The sequence below is a fragment of the Pseudoalteromonas sp. SR43-7 genome (genome assembly GCF_014163785.1).
In the GTDB taxonomy this organism is placed as follows: domain Bacteria; phylum Pseudomonadota; class Gammaproteobacteria; order Enterobacterales; family Alteromonadaceae; genus Pseudoalteromonas; species Pseudoalteromonas distincta.
In genome coordinates, this window is the sequence record NZ_JACJDY010000027.1 from 38690 (window position 1) to 57348 (window position 18659).

The 18659-nt window shown below is 39.4% G+C and carries 21 protein-coding genes; 7 read left to right on the forward strand and 14 right to left on the reverse strand.

The features are described from left to right. Positions 1-5: 5 nt before the first annotated feature. The 4 genes from H5087_RS17480 to H5087_RS17495 are packed head-to-tail and all read right to left on the reverse strand — an operon-like array spanning position 6 to position 3555. Entirely contained in the window at positions 6-467 is a 462-nt protein-coding gene (locus H5087_RS17480) for a response regulator (protein WP_039485075.1), read from the reverse strand. After that, complete coding sequence (locus H5087_RS17485; protein ID WP_182672848.1) at positions 468-1952, reverse strand: ATP-binding protein; 1485 nt, start codon at positions 1950-1952, stop codon at positions 468-470. A 38-nt stretch (positions 1953-1990) separates the two neighbouring features. Next, entirely contained in the window at positions 1991-2200 is a 210-nt protein-coding gene (locus H5087_RS17490) for a histidine kinase (protein WP_039485081.1), read from the reverse strand. A 14-nt stretch (positions 2201-2214) separates the two neighbouring features. Next, positions 2215-3555 (reverse strand): sigma-54 dependent transcriptional regulator, encoded by a 1341-nt coding sequence (locus H5087_RS17495; RefSeq protein ID WP_182672849.1) that lies wholly within the window; start codon positions 3553-3555, stop codon positions 2215-2217. 237 nt (positions 3556-3792) lie between these two features. Here H5087_RS17495 and H5087_RS17500 point away from each other — a divergent pair, with 237 nt between their 5' ends. Further along, positions 3793-4308 (forward strand): NUDIX hydrolase, encoded by a 516-nt coding sequence (locus H5087_RS17500; protein ID WP_182672850.1) that lies wholly within the window; start codon positions 3793-3795, stop codon positions 4306-4308. A 215-nt stretch (positions 4309-4523) separates the two neighbouring features. Then, positions 4524-5900 carry an NAD-dependent succinate-semialdehyde dehydrogenase gene (locus H5087_RS17505; protein WP_182672851.1) on the forward strand — a complete coding sequence of 459 codons (1377 nt, stop codon included), beginning with the start codon at positions 4524-4526 and terminating at the stop codon, positions 5898-5900. Between the two features lie 157 nt (positions 5901-6057). On the opposite strand, the gene H5087_RS17510 is transcribed toward H5087_RS17505, so the two are convergent. Further along, positions 6058-6405 (reverse strand): hypothetical protein, encoded by a 348-nt coding sequence (locus tag H5087_RS17510; RefSeq protein ID WP_182672852.1) that lies wholly within the window; start codon positions 6403-6405, stop codon positions 6058-6060. 338 nt (positions 6406-6743) lie between these two features. On the opposite strand from H5087_RS17510, the gene H5087_RS17515 reads away from it, so the two are divergent. After that, the gene (locus H5087_RS17515; RefSeq protein WP_182672853.1) at positions 6744-7379 is read left to right on the forward strand and encodes a hypothetical protein; all 636 of its coding nucleotides are present in this window, start codon (positions 6744-6746) and stop codon (positions 7377-7379) included. 107 nt (positions 7380-7486) lie between these two features. Here H5087_RS17515 and H5087_RS17520 read toward each other — a convergent pair whose 3' ends face one another. The 3 genes from H5087_RS17520 to H5087_RS17530 all read right to left on the reverse strand — a co-directional run bounded on the left by H5087_RS17520 (position 7487) and on the right by H5087_RS17530 (position 9280). Then, positions 7487-8569, reverse strand: coding sequence for an endonuclease/exonuclease/phosphatase family protein (locus H5087_RS17520; RefSeq protein ID WP_182672854.1), 1083 nt, complete (start codon positions 8567-8569; stop codon positions 7487-7489). Between the two features lie 23 nt (positions 8570-8592). Continuing rightward, positions 8593-8955 carry a hypothetical protein gene (locus H5087_RS17525; RefSeq protein WP_182672855.1) on the reverse strand — a complete coding sequence of 121 codons (363 nt, stop codon included), beginning with the start codon at positions 8953-8955 and terminating at the stop codon, positions 8593-8595. Between the two features lie 76 nt (positions 8956-9031). Further along, positions 9032-9280 (reverse strand): TIGR03643 family protein, encoded by a 249-nt coding sequence (locus tag H5087_RS17530; RefSeq protein ID WP_024595124.1) that lies wholly within the window; start codon positions 9278-9280, stop codon positions 9032-9034. A 123-nt stretch (positions 9281-9403) separates the two neighbouring features. Here H5087_RS17530 and H5087_RS17535 point away from each other — a divergent pair, with 123 nt between their 5' ends. From H5087_RS17535 to H5087_RS17545, 3 genes are all read left to right on the forward strand, one after another. Further along, positions 9404-10093, forward strand: a complete 690-nt coding sequence (locus H5087_RS17535) for an ABC transporter substrate-binding protein (protein ID WP_182672856.1) — start codon at positions 9404-9406, stop codon at positions 10091-10093. 29 nt (positions 10094-10122) lie between these two features. Further along, positions 10123-10779, forward strand: a complete 657-nt coding sequence (locus H5087_RS17540) for a YoaK family protein (protein WP_182672857.1) — start codon at positions 10123-10125, stop codon at positions 10777-10779. 74 nt (positions 10780-10853) lie between these two features. Beyond that, positions 10854-12914, forward strand: a complete 2061-nt coding sequence (locus H5087_RS17545) for a TonB-dependent receptor (protein ID WP_182672858.1) — start codon at positions 10854-10856, stop codon at positions 12912-12914. A 35-nt stretch (positions 12915-12949) separates the two neighbouring features. On the opposite strand, the gene H5087_RS17550 is transcribed toward H5087_RS17545, so the two are convergent. Then, the gene (locus H5087_RS17550) at positions 12950-13741 is read right to left on the reverse strand and encodes a helix-turn-helix domain-containing protein (RefSeq protein ID WP_007581507.1); all 792 of its coding nucleotides are present in this window, start codon (positions 13739-13741) and stop codon (positions 12950-12952) included. Positions 13742-13847: 106 nt separating this feature from the next. Here H5087_RS17550 and H5087_RS17555 point away from each other — a divergent pair, with 106 nt between their 5' ends. After that, positions 13848-15044 (forward strand): MFS transporter, encoded by a 1197-nt coding sequence (locus H5087_RS17555; protein ID WP_149602180.1) that lies wholly within the window; start codon positions 13848-13850, stop codon positions 15042-15044. Here H5087_RS17555 and H5087_RS17560 read toward each other — a convergent pair. The 5 genes from H5087_RS17560 to H5087_RS17580 all read right to left on the reverse strand — a co-directional run bounded on the left by H5087_RS17560 (position 15033) and on the right by H5087_RS17580 (position 18571). Then, on the reverse strand, positions 15033-15254 hold the full coding sequence (locus H5087_RS17560) for a hypothetical protein (RefSeq protein WP_182672859.1): 222 nt from the start codon (positions 15252-15254) through the stop codon (positions 15033-15035). The two genes, H5087_RS17555 and H5087_RS17560, sit on opposite strands and share 12 nt — an antisense overlap. A gap of 112 nt (positions 15255-15366) precedes the next feature. Continuing rightward, positions 15367-16209, reverse strand: a complete 843-nt coding sequence (locus H5087_RS17565) for a glycosyltransferase family 2 protein (RefSeq protein WP_182672860.1) — start codon at positions 16207-16209, stop codon at positions 15367-15369. Further along, positions 16199-17257, reverse strand: coding sequence for a glycosyltransferase (locus H5087_RS17570; RefSeq protein ID WP_182672861.1), 1059 nt, complete (start codon positions 17255-17257; stop codon positions 16199-16201). The genes H5087_RS17565 and H5087_RS17570 overlap by 11 nt, the downstream gene beginning before the upstream one ends. Continuing rightward, on the reverse strand, positions 17241-18275 hold the full coding sequence (locus tag H5087_RS17575; protein ID WP_182672862.1) for a glycosyltransferase: 1035 nt from the start codon (positions 18273-18275) through the stop codon (positions 17241-17243). Before H5087_RS17575 ends, H5087_RS17570 begins: the two co-directional genes overlap by 17 nt. Then, positions 18272-18571, reverse strand: coding sequence for a glycosyltransferase (locus H5087_RS17580; RefSeq protein ID WP_182672863.1), 300 nt, complete (start codon positions 18569-18571; stop codon positions 18272-18274). The genes H5087_RS17575 and H5087_RS17580 overlap by 4 nt, the downstream gene beginning before the upstream one ends. Positions 18572-18659 lie beyond the last annotated feature (88 nt).

Here is an 18659-nt window from a genome sequence, read left to right on the forward strand (position 1 = left end):
CTCCATTAATCGTTAAATGTTGTCGGTAGCTCTACAAATTCTACCCAGTATTTTCCTAGCGTTTTCATCAAATCAACCAAACCATCAAACGTTACTGGTTTTGTAATGTAAGATGCAGCACCTAAGTTATACCCTTTAACCATGTCTTCTTCTTGTTTAGACGTAGTTAATATAACAACCGGAATTCCCTTTAAGTTAGGGTTTCCTTTTATAGCTTCAAGCGCTTCACGGCCATCCATTCTAGGCATATTTAAATCAAGTAATATAAGTCCAGGACGCGGCGAAACTGCTTTGTCTTCAAACTTACCTTTACGCTCTAAATACTCAAGCAACTCAACGCCATCTTCAACAAAATGAAGCTCGTTAAGTACACGACTTTCAGCAAGGGCATCCTGTGTTAACAAACGATCATCTTCATCGTCGTCTGCCATTAAAATAGTAATCGGTTTTACTTTTGAATAGGGCATTTAAGCCTCTCCTTGCAATGTGAAAAGCTCAGCTTCCACAGGTAGTTTTATAATAAAGGTTGCACCTTCACCGTCTTTACTTTGGGCTGTAATTGTTCCGCCGTGGCGCTCCACAATACGCCTACATACAGAAAGGCCAATACCCGTGCCTTTATATTGTGAGCGTCCATGCAAGCGCTGAAACGGTACAAATATTTTATCGGCATAGTCTTGTGAAAAACCAATACCGTTATCTTCTATGGTAATAACTTGAAAACTTAAATGAGTATTATGATCAGAGCTGAAAATATCTTCATCTTGATAACTAATTTTTATGTGTGGGTTTACGTCGGGACACCTAAATTTAACAGCGTTCGACAACAAATTTAAAAACAGCTGCTGCATTTGGCTTTTATCTGCCTGAATAACTGGCAAATCATCTACATCAATTTGTGCTTCAGACTCTTTTATCGCTATCTCTAAATCACTTAATATATCAGCTACAACTTCATTTAAATTCGTGTCATCAAAATCTTTACCACGCGTTGTAATTCGCGAAAACTCTAATAAGTCGTTTATTAAATTAGACATACGCTGCGCTGCATTTTTCATGCGCCCAATGTAATCCATCCCCTTTTCACCCAATTCATCTTTAAACATGGTTTCAAGACGATCGCTAAAGGCTTGGATTTTTCTAAGAGGTTCTTGTAAATCATGGCTTGCTACAAAAGCAAACTCTTCAAGCTCTCGGTTACTACGGCTCAATTCATCTGAATATAATGTTAGCTCTTGTGTCCGTTCAGAAACCTTCATTGCTAATGTTTCGTTTTGTTTTTCAAGCTCAAAACGATATTGTGCTGCATTTCTTAAATTAAGGCGCGTCATAATAAACATACCAATAATCAGTAACGCACTCGTTATTGCTGTTATAGCGAATGTAATTTTAGCTTCATTTTTAATCTGTGCTAATTTAGAAAAATGGCTTACTTTAAAGAGTAATTCACGGTCTTGAATTTCATTAACATACTCTCTAATTTGCTTATAAAGCTTTCTTCCTTTATGCGTATTTAATACATACAACGCACGTCTTTCTTTGTCATCTAGCGCAAGGTTTACAGTTTGTTTTAATTCTTTAATTTTACTATCTACAAGAACTAACAACTGGGCTATACGCTCAGCTTGACCGTCAATCTCAGAGTGAAGCGACTTGACATGATCTGTTTGCGCTTCAATTTGGCCTACAGCATCGTAGTACGGCGTTAAATAGTCAGCCTCTTCTGTCAATAAATAACCACGCTGTCCTGACTCAGCCTGCACTATGGATAGATGCAGCTTCTCAATTGCAGTGGTTAGCATGCTAGTGTTGTCTAAACTTTTTTGGGTTTGTGTTAAGCCTTGAATCGTATTCAATGCTAAAAATGCGTTGCCCACAATAATACCTAGCACAACCACCATAAATGTTGCCCAAGTGATATTCGCCTTACCTTGCTGTTTTTTCTTGCTCATTTAGCTTCCCGAATTAAAGTTTATACAACACTTAATATTTATTGAGAGTCTGATATTTTTTGCAAACTTTCGCTGCACTGTTGGCAATTATTGATAATTTTATCAAGTGCATCTAACGCTTTTTCTTTTGGCATATCGTTTTCAAGTACCAATTTAATCAGCTCAGCATTCATCGAAATACGATTTAGCGGCCCTCTTGCATCGTGTACTAATTTATTGAGTTGCTCTGTTTGGTTATCGGATGTCATGCCCTTCCTCAAATCTATTTATATTCGCCAATACCGCCATATGCATTAAGGCGGTTATAAAGTGTTTTAGTACTAATACCCAGCATTTGTGCAGCAAGCGTTTTATTACCTTGCACCTTATCAAGCGTTGCATGAATAAGTTCTTTTTCAACTTCTTCAATTGTTTGCCCTGCTGATACAGGCTTTTCGGCAGCTTGATTATTAACGCGCGAAAAAGGTGACTCTAAGTTATCAGGTAAAATAATGTCGCTGGTTTGTGGGTCGCTCATGATAAATGCACGGTGTATAGCATGGCGGAGCTCTCGCACATTACCCGGCCATTCATAGCTTTGCAGCTCTTTGAGCTGTGCGGCAGTCCAACTAAAGGCAGTGCCGTTTTCGTCATTAAGTTGATCTAAAAAGGCTTTTGCTAATAAAGGTACATCTTCTTTTCTATCGCGAAGTGGCGGTATATCAATAGGAAAAACAGCCAACCTAAAGTAAATATCTTCACGAATAACATTATTTTTTGCTAAATCGGTAAGCGAGCGGTTAGTAGCTGAAATAACACGGCAATTAGTTGGTATTTCTCTGTTACCACCTACGCGTGTTACCTTTTTAGTTTCAAGCACTCGTAGTAAATTTGGCTGCATATCAATTGGCATTTCAGTTACTTCATCTAAAAACAAAGTACCGTTATTTGATTGCTCAAATACACCTTCTTTACGTGCAATTGCGCCTGTAAATGCGCCTTTTTCGTGGCCAAATAACTCACTACCAATTAACTCTTTGGAAAGTGCGCCACAGTTGCTAGCAACTAATGGCCCTTCGCACTGGCTTGCGTTATGAATAGCTTGAGCCACTACTTCTTTACCTGCACCACTTTCACCCATAAGCATCACGTTAGCATTTGTTTTAGCTACACGTTCAATCATGCTGTAAAGCTTTTGCATTGGCTCAGATTCACCAATCAAACCGCCAAAGTGGCGTACAATACCGCTCGACTTTGCTTTTTTAACTGCTTTTTTAGGGCCATTTAAAACGAGTTCTAAATCTTCACGTTGTAATGGTTTTAATAAATGCCCTACATTTGGCTCACACATATCAGCTAAAATACCTTTAACTGAAGGATGGCCCGAAATAAGTGTAATTTTTGGAGATTGCCCAATCGTTTTTAAGTGATCAAGTAAGTGCAAACCGCTACCATCAGGCAGCATAAAATCAAGCAGCACATGATCAAAGGCATTATTTTCAAACCATTGATGTGCTTCTTTTAAACTGGTAGCTGTGCTTATATTGTGGCCGAGGAATTCGACTATGTGGCAAACAACGTCACTAAATTCAACGTCGTCATCTACTAAAAGTATGTCTAACATGATAAATCCCTATTCTTTTTCCTTATTCTACGCATCCTAGATATTAATTTAAAGGTGCGCACAGAATCTAATTTTTAAAATAAACTTAAGCGATTAAATGCTATTAATGTTACCAACCTAATATTTACGTATGCTGAAAAAAATCGATCATAAATTATGATTAATAATTAAAATCGTTTCTATTTATAGAATGCTAGCAACTATTATTATTATTAAAAACCTAAAAAAGGAGACGAAATGCAGCAATTAAAAACCTTAATACATTCAGGTATTAATATTGACCAAGGCACTCAATTTACACGCTTAACAGCTCGCGCCATTGTAATTAAAAATAATAAAATACTTTTAATGTATACAAACCGTTATGAAGACTACAGCCTACCCGGCGGTGGAGTAGATGACGGCGAAAGTATTGAGCAAGGCTTAATTCGCGAACTAAGCGAGGAAACCGGTGCACAACAAATAAGTGTAGTTAAAGCTTATGGACTCTATGAAGAGTATCGCCCTTGGTATAAAGACGATTTTGATATTATTCATATTAAATCGTATTGCTTTGTATGCAGTATTGCCGACGAGTTTGGCAAAGCGCAGTTAGAGCATTACGAGCAGCAAAATGGCATGACAGCCAAATGGGTTGATATTAACGACGCAATTGCACATAACGAGCGCACCATTGCTAACAGTGAAAAACAAGGGCTTTCTATTTTACGAGAAACTTACTTATTAAAGCGCATTGCAAAGGAGCTAATATAAAGCTCTGTGTTTGTCCCAGAGGGTGTTGTAAATTTTGCAACGCCCAGAATATTTTACTACCTCGAGCACCTCAATTTTTATATTTAAAAAATACCCCTTCAGCAAAAATATAAATTTAACTAATAAAATCAGATGGATAAAAACAAAAGCAACTTTTTTAAAAACTGGCTCTAGCCTTGCACCTTTTGAATAACTAAATTTGTAAGGAGATAGAAATGAGTAACACAGTTAAAACGATTAACCCCGCAACTGAGCAAACCATTGAAACCTACACGCTACTTTCTCAAAAGGAAGCAGAACAGGTAATCGAAAAATCTCACGAAACATATTTAAAATGGCGATTAACGTCATTCACTGAACGTGCAAAATACCTTAATAAGTTAGCATCGCTATTTGAAGATCAAAAAGAAGCTATTGCAAAACTCATGACCGAAGAAATGGGTAAAGTTTACGAGCAAGGCTTTCAAGAAGTTGAACTATGTGCAGGAATTTGTCGTTATACAGCCGAACAAGGCCCACAAGTACTTGCTGACGAAGAACGTGATATGGACGGCGGCCGCGCAATTATCAGCTACCAACCAACAGGTGTACTATTAGGTATTCAACCGTGGAACTTTCCGCTTTATCAGGTAATTCGCTACAGTGCTGCTAACATCATGGCGGGTAACACAACCGTATTAAAACATGCTGGTAATGTATTTGGCATGGCTGAAAAAATAGAAGAGCTATTTAAACAAGCTGGTTTCCCAGAGTATTGCTTTAACAATCTACTTATCGACGGCAAAACAGCCAGTTCTTTAATTTCGCACAAAGCAATTAGCGGCGTAACCTTTACCGGTAGTGATGCGACAGGTAAAAAAGTAGCAGAAGAAGCAGGTAAACACGTTAAGAAAACAGTGTTAGAGCTTGGTAGTAACGACGCTTACTTAGTACTTGATGATGCAGACCTAGAGCTTGCAGTTAAAACCTGTGTAACTGGGCGCATGATCAATAACGGTGAAACGTGTGTTTCAGCTAAACGTTTCGTTGTTGTAGAGTCACTTTACGATGACTTTAAAGCGCAAATTAAAGAGCAATTTGAAGCCATGAAAATGGGCGATCCAATGGCTGATGACACAGACTTAGGTCCAATGGCACGTGAAGACTTACGCGACGGTATTCACGACCAAGTAATGGAATCAGTTAAAGCAGGTGCAAACATAGTAACGGGCGGCGAAATACCTTCGCAAACAGGCTATTACTACCCACCTACTCTACTAGATAACTTAGCCCCTGGTATGCCAGCCTATGACGACGAATTATTTGGCCCAGTAGCTTCGCTTATTAAAGCCAAGGACAACGACGATGCAATGCGCATCGCTAACGACTCTCGCTACGGTTTAGGCGGCGGTATTTTCTCTAAAGATGAGAAAAAAGCCATTGAACTAGCTAAAAAGTACTTTGACACAGGCATGATCAATATTAACGGCTACGGTTTAGCACAACCTAACCTACCGTTTGGTGGTGTTAAAGAAAGTGGCTACGGCCGAGAGCACGGCGGCTTTGGTATGCGCGAATTTGTGAATATCAAATGTATTATGATCAATAGCTAATTTAGCTTTAAACACTAATACATTAGAAAACCTAAAAGTGGGTAACCGCTTTTAGGTTTTTTAACTTTAAAATTAGATTAAAGAAGAGCTTAGTCTCTACTAAGTTCAAACCACAAAGCAACTACACAGTAATAACTGTAAATGAGCAGTTTACTTTTTAATCATTATCAACATAAAAGAATAATATAATAAATTCAGAGGCACTAATTGCAGCTAGCTGCATTATCAGCAAAAACATAATACCAATCCCAGCCTGAGGGTCAGGTTCAATACCAAAGACAAGTACTGGCGCTAAAGTAATAGTACATAATGCAGCTATAATTCTAATAAAAATGAGCCGTTTATTTTCATAGTTCTTAGCGTTAGCTAAAAAATATAGAAGCAAATAAGGCAACAGCATAAACGCAAAGCCAATTTCAGTTGGCATCCAGTACTTAATAGCAACAGCAACTAAAGATAAAACAGCAAGCGCTCTTACCGGATAATACATTTTTTTATAATTCACATGCTTTCCTTTGCACGCAGTGCTTTATTAGCACCAAATAAAATATCGCCGAACAATATAAAAACTTTAACTATGCAATGCAATCTATTTCACTAGACTTAACCTGACAGGCAACAATGAGTGATAAGCGGTCATTGAGATAGTAGTCACTAATTTAGTAAGAATAAGAGGAAACTTTCCCATTTTTTTACATGTTTATATAAATAACAGAAAGCATAATATTTATAGCTGGCAATGACTTAAACTGTTTGCTATTAATGTAAGTTCACAAAATAAGGACGTTTTCGCGCTAAAATAGGGAAAGTGTCCTCTGATAAAGTGTCATAGGGATATCAAGTATGGGTGCAAGTGAAGAGCTATTGGAGTCAACTAAAAACTGGCGAGATATCGTTCAGTTAAATGCAAGAACTGATTCGCTAAATGCCTTCGTTGATGCAATTGTTTCATCAAGCTCAGAGGTAGACAAAATCTCTAGCTGGACGCTTGGAGCTGGCGGGGCAATCGCTGGTCTAATTATCGCAAACATTGATAAGCTTGGAGCTAAGCATTTTGACATCGCTGATATCAAAGTCATGTTGTTAATTCTAACTTCTTCTATTTTATGTGGTTTAGCGCAAAAATCATTAGCCCTTAAATGTGCAGTTCACGTACAAGTTAAAGGCGTATTATCTCTAAAATTAAAAGAGATAATGACTGTTTTTGAATTATATGAGGAGAAAATTGAGCAGCAGATTAATAAGCATAAGTTAGATCTAACTATAGATTTTAACCTGCAAGAGGTAATAACTAGGTTTGTTGAGTTATCTCCTTTTTATATCAAGTGGTTAGTTAAAAAACAAACATCAAAGACAATCGCCGACCCTGAATATGGTCCAAGGCTAATATTAAAAATCTATTACAGACAAAACTTATGGTTTGTGCTTCAAGCTATAGCATTTATAGGCTTTATATTGTTTACAGTACTATCCCTATAAGAAGAGTCTAAGGTTACGACAGTCTGCTTATTGCACTTTCTAGCCAATTCATTATTTTTGTCGGATGGCGTGGCTTCGCCACTTATCCGACCTACACTGCCTAATAACTATAACTTTTCCTCAAACCTCGGCACTTTTCGCTTGTCTGCCTTATTCATAGCAAGCTCTTGGATTTCTTCATGCTTTAGATCTTCGGGTTTATCTTCTAGTGACTCCTGATTGGCGTTCTCAAAAGAAAGCTCAGTCAGTAGCGCAAAGTGATCAGAGCCATACTTAGCTAAGCGCTTAATACGCTTTACTTTAAAGCCTTCGCTGTGAAATAAGTGATCGAGCGGCCAACGCATAAAAAAGTAACTTGCATGAAAGGTGTTATAAAAACCACGGCCTTTTCGAGGGTCTAAAAAGCCACTTATTTGCATAAACAAACGAGTGCTGCGCGACCATGCTACGTCGTTTAAATCTCCGGCAACTATAGTAGGCCGTGTAGGGTTTTTAAGTGCTTTAGCCACCATTATTAGCTCTGAGTCGCGCGGACGCGATGAGTCTTCCTCTGTCGGGCTTGGCGGTGCTGGGTGAATAAAGTGCCCTTGCATTTGCAGGCCTTCATCGTTTTCAAACAGAATATGAATTGAAGGAATATCTTCTTCTATTAGCTCACATATTTGTGCATCGAGTATTTTAAACTTGCTGTATAAGTGCATGCCATAACGATTGTCTTTAGGGCATTCTATGTAATACGGGTAATTTTTTTTAATGACTGATAATTTATTTTCCCACCAGCTATCGCTTTCAAGCGTAATGAGCAGGTCGGGTTGGTGCTCATCTACAAGGCTAATTAGCTGCTCACTTTTATGGTTCGACATAAGTACATTTGCCGACATAATTCGTACGCTGTGGTCTATATGCTTTGGTGCGCTTTGCACTTCTTTTTTAGCAAGCCACGTATACGGGTAAATCCATTTACCTTGTAAAATCATTATAAATAATGAGGTTAAGGCTATAAATACATAACCTATTGCGCTACTTTGCCATAATAAAAACAACGATGTAACGGCTACAAAACTGGCAATATAAAATACCTGTAAGCGCACAAAGTCGCAGCTACGCACTAAGTAATGCTGGCTGTACGACATAGGCAACAAGGTAACCAGTAAAAAAAAGCCAATAATTATAGCCAGCGCAATAAGCATTTTAATATCCTTATAAAGTTAGTTTAGCGACTTAAGATTGAAAGTATTTCTCGGGTGTCGTGCACCATGTGAATAACTGTACGGTCTATTTCTATACTCACTGTACCATTATCTCTAGAGCGTTCAATCACTCTACCTCGTTTATATAAATCACGATCTAAATAGTCGCCTCGGTGGTAGCTTTTACTTAGCCCTGGTGGCGTCCAACCTGCGCGAATTAACTGCTGTGCCTCTTTTTTAGAAAGGTAGTCATTGTCGTTGTGTTTATGAGAATGATGCTTATTATGGCCGTGTTTATGACCATGCTTATCTTTATGCGGTTTCGCATCTGCGCTTATTGAAAATAAAGCCAATGCTATTAGTGCTGTGTATGTTAGTGCTCTCATAAATAATCTCTAGCGTAATTAATAGCTAAAGGTTAACAAACACGGCTGAACATCATATGAAACAGCTTACACTTATTTAACGTTGTTTATATTGTGTTTTACAGTGGCTTCGCATAATAGCGGGATCGCGTAATTTTAAGTGTTTTGTTTTACGACCAGCATGGCGTTTACGCCACACTTTAAAACTGCCTTTTGAAATATGTTCGCGCATAAATACCACCAGCTGCGGGTATTTTAATCCGTATAACTGCTCTATTGCCTCAAAAGGGGTTCTATCTTCCCACGCCATTTCGATAATGCGTGACTGCTGCTCTGCGTTAAACATGGTATATCTCACAAAATTTAACTTATACGCTAGGTAAAAATACTTAGATCAATGCAATTAAGCTCAGTAACTGTATAATTGGCGTTCAATTTATGTATTTTAAAAGATATCGAATTTTTATTTATGCGCGCAATATTTCTGTTTTTAGCTTTAACTTTACCTTCATTATTACTTGCAGCGCCAAGTAAAACCCTGCGCTGCGTAACAACTCACTACCCGCCTTTTACTATATTTGATGAGAAAAGCGATACGTTCACAGGTTTAGATATTGAATACTTAACCTTTATTGAGCGTAATTTAAATCTTAAAATTGACGTAATTCATCTGCCATGGGCGCGCGTTAAAAAAGAAATGGCGCTGGGCTACTACGACTGCTATTTCTCTTTGGCCAATACAGAGGAACGAGCAAAGTATTTAGATTTTACAAGCGTGCCCTTGCATACTACTAAGTATGGTTTATTTGCTTTAAACAAAGATAAATTGCTCACTGACGATTTATCAAATACCCCAATAGCAATGCTGCGCGGCGTTCCTGTGCCTGAGGTTATTGCTAAAAAGTATAACCTTGATGAGAATAATCTACTTCGTTCACTTTCAACTAAAGACACTTTTGAGCTGCTAGAAAAAAATCGCGTTGAATACGCAATAACTAACTATCAAGCGGGTTTGTGGTACTCAAAGGAATATAAAAACGTATCCGCTAGGCAGCTCAATGAGTTTACGTTTCCTACTTACATTGCTTTTAAGCGTGGCGTAATAGATACAAAATTAGTTGATGAGCAAATAAAGCGTTTTAAAGCGCAAACTCAATAATTAACACTGTACACGTTAAGAGATAACCAATGTTTACAAAACTACCAAAGTGGGTTGAATATGGCGCGTTTACGCTCGCATTTATAGCGGGCATAGTAAACGCTGTAGGCTTATTAGGATTTGAGCACCAGGCTATTTCGCATGTATCTGGCTCTGTTACTTTACTTGGTATTAAAGCAATAACTAATCCTAGTACTGCCTTATTGCTACTTTCAATAATTATTAGCTTTATGTTGGGTTCGGCACTGTCGGGATTTTTGCTCTCTGGTGGCTCATTAAAGCTTGGTCGTCATTACGACACTTTGCTTTTTATTGAAGGATTGCTACTACTTGCGAGTGCTTATTTACTCAAAAACACATTCGTTTACGGCATTGTTTTAACGTCAGCTGCGTGTGGGTTACAAAATGCGCTAGCAACTAATTACAGTGGTGCTGTTATACGTACGACACATTTAACCGGTATTTTTACTGACCTTGGTTTAATGCTAGGTAAAGCGCTTAAAGGTGAGCAATTTGATACCCGTAAAGGCGTTATGTTTTTACTCATTATTGCAGGCTTTTTAATAGGCGGTATAACCGGCTACGTTTTATTTAAGCATTACTTAGTGCTGGCTTTGGTGTTTCCTGCTGTGGCTTGTTTTGTTTTATCAATTACATATCGGATTTATAGGTTACGTACGCTTTAACACAACAAGTTTAAATGCATATTAAAACCGCATATTATAGAGGCAATGCAATATAGATTACTTTCAAGGAATGTATGAAACCTTATTTTTTGCCGCTGATATTACCCTTTAGCCACACTGCGTTTGCCAATAATCAAAACAACGATGCAATAGAAACCATAACAACTACGGCATCACGTATTGAAGCACTATCTACCCCACTCCCTTTATCAATAAGTACACTTAGTGAAGCGCAGCTAAATAGCATAGCGCCTACCCATATTGAAGAAGCCCTGCAACGTGTAGCAGGGGCTAATATTCAACGCGGAAATGGCCAAGAGTATTTACCCGCACTTCGCTCTCCGGTACTTTCGGGCGCAGGCGCATGTGGTGGCATATTAACCTTAGAAGATGGTATACCACTGAGAGCCGCTGGGTTTTGTAACATAAACGAGCTATTTGAGGCGCACAGCGAAATGGCGCAGCGCATTGAAGTACTAAAAGGCCCTGGCTCTGCACTTTATGGCTCAAACGCTGTGCATGGTGTTATTAATATAATAACGCCCGACACCACACAAGGCGGTGGCTTAGTTGGTTTAGATTATGGCTCGTACGGTTATACTCGCTACAAATTACGCGCAGGGCAAGATTACGGCAACAGCGGTATCGGCATTAACGCAAGTGTTACCGACGATAGAGGTTACCGCGACGACGAAAGCGTAGAGCAACAAAAAGTAAATATTCGCCATCGCTATTCAAATAATAATTTATTACTTACCTCAGGCCTTACTTATACAAATCTTAATCAGCAAACGGCTGGATTTATTACAGGCTTTGAAAGTTATAAAAACGAAGACCTCGCGCAAAAAAACTTTGACCCTGACGCATTTAGAAAAGCACGCGCATTTAGAGCATGGAGCAACGCTACATGGCAATTAAATAACAATGATGTGCTCTCTACTACGTTATATTTTCGCGACCAAAGCATGGACTTTTTTAAGCACTTTTTACCCGGCACACCGCTTGAAACAAACAGCCAAACAGGTTTTGGCATACAATCGCTTTATCAATATAATTTACAAAGTAATATAAAAATAAACCTAGGGCTTGATGGCGAATACACGCAAGCCGATTTTACTCAAAGCCAAAACGAGCCCACTCAAGGTTCTGCATTTTTAGTTGCTACAGTGCCACAAGGTAAGCATTACGATTACGATGTAAACGCCACGCTTTATGCCCCTTTAGCATCGCTTGATTGGCAATTAAATAAATGGTTACTTACCGCAGGTGTGCGCTACGAGCATATGCAGTACGACTACACCAATAATATGCTAGCAGGTAGAACAAAAGACGATGGCACTGAATGCGGCTTTGGTGGCTGCCGATACAGCCGCCCAGCGAGTGCTAAAAATAGTTTTAGTAATCTATCGCCAAAGCTTGGGGTTAGTTATCAGTACAATACAAATAACACGCTTTATGCAAATTTTTCTCGCGGTTACAGAGCGCCACAAGCGGCTGAGCTATACCAATTACAACGCGAGCAAACTACTGCAAATTTAAGCGCCGAAATAGCGAATAACGCAGAGCTGGGTATTAAAGGGATTTACGAAAAACTACGTTATGGTGTGTCACTTTACGCTATGAGTAAACACAATACGATTTACCGCGATAGTGATTTTTTTACGGTAAATAATGGCAGCTCTCGCCATCGTGGTATTGAGCTTGAGCTTGACTACCAGCTCACCAAGTCGCTTGCGCTTAACTTTGCAGGCACTCACGCAAAGCATACTTATACTAACAACCAAATACTTAACGGTTTAAATATAAACGGCAACGACATAGATACCGCGCCGCGTAATATTGCTAATCTCGATTTAACATGGCAGGCATTAAACAACGCGCAATTTGCTTTGCAGTGGCACCGCGTTGGTAACTACTACACCGACCCAGAAAACTTAAATAAATACCAAGGGCATGATGTTTTAAGCCTACGCGCACAGTGGCAAGTTACTAGTAATCTTGAGCTACTTGCTCGTATTATTAACTTAACTGATGAGGCTTATGCGGAGCGCGCCGATTACACCAGTTTTACCGGCGACAGGTACTTTCCTGGTAGACCTCGTAACGCCATGCTTTCGGCAACTTACACGTGGTAGTCTTATTTAAAGGCTAAACTTATTTAAGAGCTAAGCTAATTTAACTGATTTAAGTCGCTCATGTATTTCATGGGCGACTTTTTCATTACCTTTTTAAACATAGTAATAAATGCACTCACCGACTCATACCCTAATAACTCCGACACCTGCTGCACACTTTGCTTATCAGAAAGCGCTTTTAAGGCTGTAATTATATGTAATTGCGTACGCCACTTTCCAAATGTCATGCCTGTTTCTTTTTTAATTAACCGCGCTAATGTGCGCTCAGTTAATGCAAACTGCTTAGCCCATTGTGGTAGTGTTTTTCGGTTATTTGGCATATTTATAAGCTGATCGCTCATGGTTTGAATTACCTCGTTTTTAGATAATACAAAATCCAGTGGTTGTACGGGCATTTCAATAAGTTGATCAAATAACACCTGCGCTAAACGCGCTGTTTTACTATTTAAAGTATAGTGCTGATTATGCCCAGCCAACTCACACATTAGCTCTTTAACCAGCGGCGTAATGGCTAACGTACAGGTATTTAACGGCATACCGTTTTTACTACTATCAATAAATAAATGACAAAGCTGCGCGTTATCAGACGCCCTATTGCTATGCACCTTTTGTGCTGGGATCCAAATTGCACTGTGCGTAGGCACCATCCACATTTTTGCCGACACTTCACACGTTACATAACCATGTAGCGCTAAAATTAATTGCCCTTTTGGATGGGTATGCAGTGGTATTTCGTGACTTGCATGGGCATGCTCTATTTTGGCTATTATAGGCTGCGCCATAGTTTCAAAATTTTTAATGTCGTCCCAGCCAATTGCATCAAACATAGTTTTGTCTGTTTTTAGTTATTTAATGTCATTATCTCTAAATTATAGTTTTTGCTAAGCCTTTATACTAGCGCCCATTAAGTATTAGCTTTAATGGTCTTCCCTTTTGTTAAATAACACACCTAAATCACGCTTTGCTGGCATATTACTTGTGCTTGGCATATTACTTATTGCCGCAAATTTACGCGCCACATTTACAGGTATTGCACCTGTGCTTGAACAAATTATTAATCACTTTGGGCTTAGCGCATCGCAAGCTGGGTTTTTAACAACATTGCCACTCATTGCCTTTGCGGTTGTATCGCCAATGGCCGCAACTCTTGCTAAAAAGCAGGGGTTAGAGCGCACCTTGTTTGTAGCTTTGTTATTTATACTTGCTGGGGTTGCAGCGCGGGTAATAAATACCTCAGCCATGCTTTTTGTAGGCACCGCTATTATTGGTGTGGGCATTGCCATTGCAAACGTATTATTACCAAGTTTAATTAAGCGCGACTTTCCTGCAAAGGTTGCGTTAATGACCTCAGCCTACGTGCTTACTATGGGCGTGGTATCGGGTGGGTTTTCTACTTTAGTATTTCCACTTAGTCAGTTAAACGGATTAGGATGGCAACTTGCGCTGGGCTCATCAGCTCTTATTACTTTGGCGAGTATTATTGTATGGATGTCGCAATTAAGTAAGCACACAAAACCCGCGAGTATTGCTCAACACACTGACACGTCAAAAAGTGTATGGCGTTATTTACTAGCATGGCAAATTACCCTACTGCTGGGCTTAAACTCGTTTTTAAATTATATAATTATTACGTGGTTACCAAGCATATTAACCGAAACCGGTCACTCAGCTACCCAAGCAGGTGCTTATCATGGTGCTTTTCAAATAGCGACTGCATTACCGGGTTTAATATTAATCCCCCTATTGGCAAAATTAAAAGATCAAAGCGCGCTTAGCTTTATTTTAGCCATGTTGAGTGCACTCAGTGCATTGGGGCTGCTTTACATGCCTAGCTTTGCTTTTGTTTGGACCCTAATGCTGGGCTTTTGCTCTGGGGCATGTTTTATATTGGGGCTGTCGTTTATTAGTTTACGAACCGATGATTCGCAACAAGCAGCGTCGCTTTCAGGTATGTCGCAAAGCGTAGGTTATTTGCTCGCGGCTATTGGTCCTATGCTAGCTGGTGCATTACACACTACAACAGGCAGTTGGAGTGCGCCATTATGGCTGTGCGCTATTGCAGGAGTACTGTGTGCTTTATGTGGTTTGGGCAGTGGTAAAAACACCACTTTAGCTAAATCAGCTAACTAGCTGCAGTAACCACGAAAATAAACCAGACGAAGGTTTACTACTCGCATGCTTTTGCTCATAGCGTTTATTCGTTGCTTCGCGCTGTTCACGGCGCTCTTGTGCTAAATTAGCTTTTGCAGCAAAACGCAAGCGCTGCTCTTGAGTAAGCTCATCATTAAAGCTAATGGCTGACTTTTTAACGGCTAGGCTACTTTTAGGTGAACTACACATATATTTCTCCACATGACGGTCTTATAAATAGACAGTCATGTAGGAAAAAAATTTCAATAATCGTTTGTCATATCCATTGGTTGTTTCGTTTTTAGCATTTAACGCACCTAATTTAATACGGCGAGGTAGAGCGACATGCTTCTATTTCATCGGTGGTCGGTTTTTTTAAAAATTTAACGCTGTGGCTCTTTTCGTCAATTTTAACTATATCCATTGCGGCCATTTTTTTTAGCCAACCAAACATAGGTAAAAATTGCCACTTTTTTGCAAATGTATTGGCGTTGTTACAAATATCTTCGGTGTAATTTAAAGGTGGCGTAAACTTATCGTGGTACTGGTGCAATATCCAGTCATCAATGTAATTAAGCTTTATATTGCTTACTTTGCACTGCATTGCAAAGTCGGTGTCTTCTGCGCCGTAACCAATAAACTGCTCATCAAAACCATTAACTTTATTAAAGTCACGTTTGTTAATCACAAAAATTAAAGACCAAAAAGTTAAAAAATCTACCTCTTCGTTTATAGGTAAGTTTTTGCGTTTAGGGTGATCAACAGCTTCCTCCACTAATAATTCATAGTTACCGCTTTTGGGCACATACGGTAAATACTTTGCTTTAGCACTGACCACTAATCCGTGCGTTAGTTTAGCAAGTAAACTTTCAAAAAGTGTTGGGGAGCAAATGCAATCTACGTCTATAAATATAACGTCGTTTTGCTGCGCATTTTTAACCCCCGTGTTGCGCGCTTTAGCAAGGGGTAAGCCGTTTTCTTGTATGTACACATTTTTAGTCACAAAAGACGTGTTTGGGGTAACATTGTGGCTGTTTTTTTCATCCATCCACACCACCACCATATCAGATGGGCGAAGCGTGCTATTTTCTATACTATGGATAAGGTTAGCAAGCTGCTGGTGGCGGCCTTTTACAATAGTAACGATTGAAAAATTATGACTCAATTGCAACCTCCTTAACTAATTCTACAAACTCGCTGGTAAACTGTTCTGTAGCATTTATTATTTGTGTTTTACTTGTTTGGGTTTTTCTTACATTAACCAACGCAGCCTCTATTTGGGCATTGTTGTGCTGTAAAAACGCTGAAAAAGGCAAATGCACTGCGAGGTTATTTTTAGCTAACATGCGCGCTTTTTCATCTTGCTCTTGGTAGGGTCGGTTTTCGGGTATAACAATCAGCTTTTTCCCCAGTGATAACAACTGTGATACTGCGTTATTGCCACCACTTGTTACAACCACATTTGCTGAAATCGCTTGATCTATATTGCTCACTTTGCCTTTGTAGGTTACTCCTTCAATGGCTTCACCTTGGCAACCAATAACCTCAACGTGTTCGGTGTACTTAATCAGTGTACGGGCAATTAATGCCGCGCTTTGGGCATCGGTCATTAGCAAAGTAATACAGCTGCCAAAATCTGTATTGGTGGCACTTTCACAACCTGTGTATTTTGATATAAATCCTAAATAATGAGTTTTATTAAAATAGCTGTAGTGAGGTGTTTCTAGCTGCTTTGGGTACGGGGCATATAGTTTAGTCGCGCATTCGTAAGCAAACACTTGCGTGGGGTCGCCACTAATATCACCCGAATGGCGCTGCATTAAAACAGGTAAACCAATGCTTCTGGCCATAATAGTCAGTTCGGCCGATACATCACTAATAAATAGTACCGGTTTGTATTGCTGCGCCAATAGGTTAAAGGTTATGGAGCGTTCAAGTGGCGCTTCGCTATATTCTATTCCTTCAAATGCAGTGTTATAGCTTCTTTGTACAGCGCTTTGGCCTGCCCATTTTGAAGGTAGCTTTTCAAAAATGCTCCGCTTACACACTTTATTCAAAGCAATTTTTACGTTTAAATCGCCATAAAGCACCACTACGTTATAGCTATTTTGTAACTTAGTAATAAGTAACTCAGCACGTGTAATGTGGCCCGCGCCATGATGGTGAACATAAAAAAATACAGTCGGTAAATTTGGCTCATATAAGTGCTGCATATTCGGCCTCATAATTTGAAACAGTCACGTTAAAGTCGAAGTTTTTAGCAAAAGATTGGCACGCTTGCGGCGATACTTTGCCTAGCTTTTTAATGGCTGATACAGCTTCATCCACATTGTTTAGTGCAGTACACACGTTAGAAAATCGTAGTTCTTCTGGTATGGCTGTTTTAAAGCCTACAACAGGTATACCATGAGCAAGCGCTTCAATAGTGGTTAGGCCAAAAGGTTCATTCCACTTAGAGGTAGCTAAAAACAAACAAGATTTAGCAAGCTGTGTAAACAATTCATCGTGTTTTAAATGCCCAATATAATAAATGGAGTCTGTAAGTAGCGGTTCGACGTGAGCATTAAAGTATTCCCTATCCTCAACGGGGCCAGCTATGCATAATTTGCGCTGTAATTTTTGCGCTATTTTAATCGCCGATACTAGGTCTTTTTCGGCGTTAATACGTCCCATCCAAAATAAATCGTGGGTTTTGTTAATTTTTTGCACACACTCACTTTTGGGTAGAGTAACGCCATTTGAAATCACTTTAATGGCACTACCTAGATGAGCCTCCCACTCTTTGCATAACCTGTTAGATACGGCAATATAGCGGTGATCGCTACGCGCTTTATGCAGCTTATGTATTAAGCCTAACTTTGGTGATACCGGGGCATGTAAAGTAATTACGCTTTTTATATTATGAAGTAATGCCACATCATAGAGTGCATGGTAGTAACTGTGGTAATGCACAACGTCGTAATACGAATTATCTATTAGCGCAAATTGGGCAGCCTGGTACAGCTTTTGGCCTTCTTCCTCTGTGGTTATGTTGTCTTTCATGCGCAGTGGGGATTCGTCTAACTGTAAAATGTTAAACTCGTTTTCTTCATCAGCATCTTTACACAACACATCAACATTGTGGCCTTTTTTACACAATGCGTTAGCTAAATTAGCAACAAAGGCTTCTGTGCCCCCTTTAAAGGGCTGCCTTAAAGAGACTATTGGGCTTGCGACCATCAGTATTCTCATGCAATCCTCCCCAGTATATTGCTATATTCGCTACACATTTTTGCAATAGGAAAATTACGAGCGCTTTTAATTACATCGCTTTGATTTAGTGAGAATGAAGCTTCAAGCGCGGCGGCTAAACTATTTACATTATTGCCCTTAGCAAGCACGCCTGCGCCTTCACTGACTATTTCAGCAAATGCACCGCGATTAAACGACACCACAGGCGTACCTGTTGCCATAGCTTCTAAAGTAGAAAGCCCAAAAGGCTCATCCCATCGGGCTGACGAATCCCCAAAACGTGACAGGCACAGCAATTTATGATCTTATGTAAATCACCACAACCCACATAAGTCACAACTGCTATGCCTGAGACATCAGTTTGCCATAAGTACTTTAAACATG